This is a genomic window from Pseudomonadota bacterium (genome assembly GCA_034660915.1).
In the GTDB taxonomy this organism is placed as follows: domain Bacteria; phylum Desulfobacterota; class Anaeroferrophillalia; order Anaeroferrophillales; family Anaeroferrophillaceae; genus DQWO01.
The window spans coordinates 1-3,789 of sequence record JAYEKE010000082.1 but is presented as its reverse complement, the minus strand read 5'-3'; the positions used below and the strand labels follow the sequence as shown (position 1 = coordinate 3,789).

The window sequence follows — 3,789 nt, the reverse complement described above, 5'->3', positions numbered from 1 at the left end:
TTATTTCTTCAGCAATTTTCTCACTGACCCCCTGGGAAGCAGCTGCCATGCCCGCTCATGAAGGTAGTATATGATCATTTTGGTAACAACCTCCACGCCCGCAATTGAAATGGCAAAAGCAGTTTTGCCCGTAATCAGGTAAACAATGGCAAACGTTGTACATGTTGCCACTAAACGCCATGATAATGCTTTAAAGATGCTTCGCAAATGTGATTCTCGATATACAGGATTTTCTGGCTTCAACATGAAATTTTTCCCCGGCGCAAAATATTAACCAACATATCTTTACAGAATAGCATAATACGAAACAATATGGCAGAAGCAATCAAAAAACCAAACCCATAAAATAACAAATAGCTTGAATTCACGAAAAAAGGGTAAAAAAAAACTCTAATTAGGGAAAAAACTTCCACATTCATTTTTCCCCTCCGGAGTTGGTCCCGGTTACATCTCTATCCTTGCCAAGGTCCTTCTCCCTGATCAACCATAGTTCCTGACCATCAAGAACCAATTTTGCCGTTTGCCATACTTTTGGCATTTATGGTACATACGGGAAATGGAAAAGACTATTACTCTCAGCCAGGAACCTGCTCCCGGGGCTCACCTGCTCTGTTTTCGGGGCGATCTGGTAACCTTCACCCTGAATCTCTCATCACCTTTGCCCGGCTACGCCTGGCTGCGCACTAATCTCGGCCAGGCGGACATCGGCCGCCGGGAAATCATCCGCCAGGTGGAAGCGGAAGAATCACCTCTCGGCCGCGACTGGTTTGACCTGCCGATGGAACGGCTCGATGAATGCCGTCACCAGCTGACCGTCCCTCTGCTGGAAGTCGGTCACTTTGCCGGAAAATGTCTTTTCATTCCTGAAGGTAAGAATGCCCCTCTCTGGCCGGACGGTGACAACACCATCATCAATATTGAGCCGGCTGACACCTGCGGCGCCAATACTATTTACAATACTTTTATCCGCCAGTTCGGTCCCAACAAAAAAGCCAGAATCACCCCGAACCAAAATGAAAAACACTGCATTGAAGACCTTGACCGGCACCACTACGCCGCCATCCCGCCATCCGGAACCTTTCGTGACCTGATTGTCGAGCTTGATTTCATCATCGGCAAGCTGGGTTGCCGGATTATTCAACTGCTACCCATTTATCCGACCCCGACGACTTTCGCCCGCATGGGACGTTTCGGCAGCCCTTACGCGGCCCTTGATTTCACCTCGGTAGATCCGGGTCTGGCGGTTTTCGACCCCAAAGCCACCCCTTTGGAACAGTTCGGGGAATTGGTTGATGCCATTCACGCCCGCCAGGCGGTACTTTTCATCGATATAGCCCCCAATCATACGGGCTGGGGCGCCCTTATTCATGCCACCCACCCTGAATGGCTGGTCAGGGACGAGGAAGGTCGCATTGAAGTTCCAGGCGCCTGGGGAGTCACCTGGGCTGATCTGACCCGCCTTGATTACCGCCGGCACGAACTCTGGCGTTACATGGCGGAAGTTTTTCTCACCTGGTGCCAGCGGGGGGTGGACGGCTTCCGTTGTGATGCCGGCTACATGATTCCGGTGGCAGCCTGGAAATATATCATTGCCAAAGTCAGGGAACAATACCCGGACACGGTTTTTCTCCTGGAAGGACTGGGAGGCAAGATATCGGTCACCGAAGAGTTGCTGAATAACGCCAATTTCAACTGGGCTTATTCCGAACTATTCCAAAATTATGATCGGGGTCAACTCGAATTCTACCTGCCGGAAGCGCTGCATATTTCCACCGGCAAGGGCATTATGGTAAATTTTGCCGAGACCCATGACAATAATCGACTGGCGGCCACTTCCAAGGCCTACGCAAGAATGCGGACCGCCCTTTGCGCCCTTTGTTCCCCGAATGGTGCCTTTGCTTTTACCAATGGAGTCGAATGGTTGGCCAGCGAAAAGATTGACGTCCATGAAGCCTCATCGTTAAACTGGGGAGCAGAAAACAACCTGGTGGAACATATCCGCCGGCTGAACGCCATCCTCGCGGTTCATCCAACTTTTTACGGCCAGGTAGAGCTGCGCTTAATACAGGAAGGCGAGGGAAATTTTGTTGTCCTGAGCCGCTACCAGCCAGCCGATGGTACTTTTTTACTGATTATGGTCAACCTGAACCTGGAACAGAAAATAAATGCCGCCTGGTACTATCCGGCAGCCATTTCGACTAAACCGGAGTTCATAGATCTTTTAAGCAGCCGGAAAATAACCGTGGCTGAGCATGAGCATAAGCAGTTCCTGGAGCTTGAACCCGGCCAGGCTATCTGCCTTTCAGCTGATTTTCATGATCTTGAACTGGTCAACCAGGCGCTGGCAAAACCTTTCATCCCGGCAAAATCCCAGGAGATCCAGGCCCGGCAGGCCAAAGCCCTGGAAATTCATTGCCACTATCACGGCTTTGACCAACTGACGACATTCAATCTATCTGAGGCAGTGTTTAAATTAACAAATAATCCTGAAACCTACTGCCGGGAATGCAATCCCCACAGTGAGGAATCACGGGTTGTGAGCTGGAGTTGGCCCGTTGACAGCCAACGGGAAGTGATGATCCCTCCGGATCATTTCCTTCTGGTGCGCAGCCCCTTTCCTTTTCGGGCATCCTTAAGGGAGGAACAAAAAACCCTTGGTAGCGAAAAGAGCCTGCGGACTGAAGATGCTAATCATTTTGTCCTGTTCAAGCCCCTGGAAATTCCCTCCGCTCATCGTCCACTGGGTTTAAAGCTAACTGTATATAACCTGGAAAAAACTGAGCATCTCGAGGCCCCGCTGCTGCTTTTATCCAGGCTCGATGATGTCCGGGTCAAGAAACAATTCAACCGGGAAGAGATTCTGCACACACCGCTTTTGTTCCTGGAAACCAACGGCCGGGGCGCGATGATGCGGACCAGTATTCTCTGGTCCAGAATCAACAGCCGCTACGACGCCCTGCTGGCGGCCAATCTTGACCCTGAAATCCCTGTAGGCCGGCAGATAATGTTCAGCCGCTGCCGGGCCTGGATAGTTTTTCAGGGCTATTCTCAGGCCGTAAATGGTGACTGCCTGCATTCCTTTATCTTTGACTATCACGCAGCCGGCCAGTGGAACTATCGGATTCCCACCGGCCAGGGTGAGCATGTGCACCTGATGGTCACTATGGAAATGGTTTCAGGAACCAACAAAATCCGCCTGACATTCAGCCGGCCGGAAGTTAGTGACAATGATCGTCATCTGGACCGGCAGGAACGAATAACCCTGATCCTGCGGCCGGATATTGAAGATCGCAATTTTCATCAAACCACTAAAGCCTACCTGGGAGCTGAAAGCCAGTGGCCGGCAGCGGTCAGCTGCCGGGAAGATGGTTTCATTTTCAAACCAGCAACAGACCACTGGCTGCAGACAATCATTTCAGCCGGCCGGTTTATCCAGCAGCCTGAATGGTTGTATATGGTTCATCGCCCGCTTGAGGCTGAACGAGGTCTTGACCCGGATTCCGATCTCTTCAGCCCGGGCTATTTCACCGCCACCCTGGCCGGAAGTGAAACGGTGGAACTGGCAGCAGAAGTCCTGACCGAAGATGAATCACCAACCGGAAAAACGGGGTTGAGGAAAATAGAAAGTTCAGTTGCTGAAGATGAAAATGACGGAAAACCAATCACGCTTGAAAAAGACCTTGAACTGGCGCTGGAACATTATCTGGTCAAACGGGGCCGGCTTAAATCCGTCATTGCCGGCTACCCGTGGTTTCTGGACTGGGGCCGCGATTCACTGATTGTCACCCG

The 3,789-nt window shown here is 51.2% G+C and carries 2 protein-coding genes; one reads left to right on the top strand and one right to left on the bottom strand.

Going from position 1 to position 3,789, the window contains the following annotated elements; all coding sequences use genetic code 11:
* A complete protein-coding gene (locus tag U9P07_04940) occupies positions 1-246 on the bottom strand; it encodes a DUF2061 domain-containing protein (GenBank protein MEA2108748.1) in 246 nt (81 codons plus the stop codon).
* A 310-nt stretch (positions 247-556) separates the two neighbouring features.
* On the opposite strand from U9P07_04940, the gene U9P07_04935 reads away from it, so the two are divergent.
* Positions 557-3,789: glycogen debranching enzyme N-terminal domain-containing protein (locus tag U9P07_04935; protein ID MEA2108747.1), on the top strand; the 3,233-nt coding region annotated here is incomplete at its 3' end.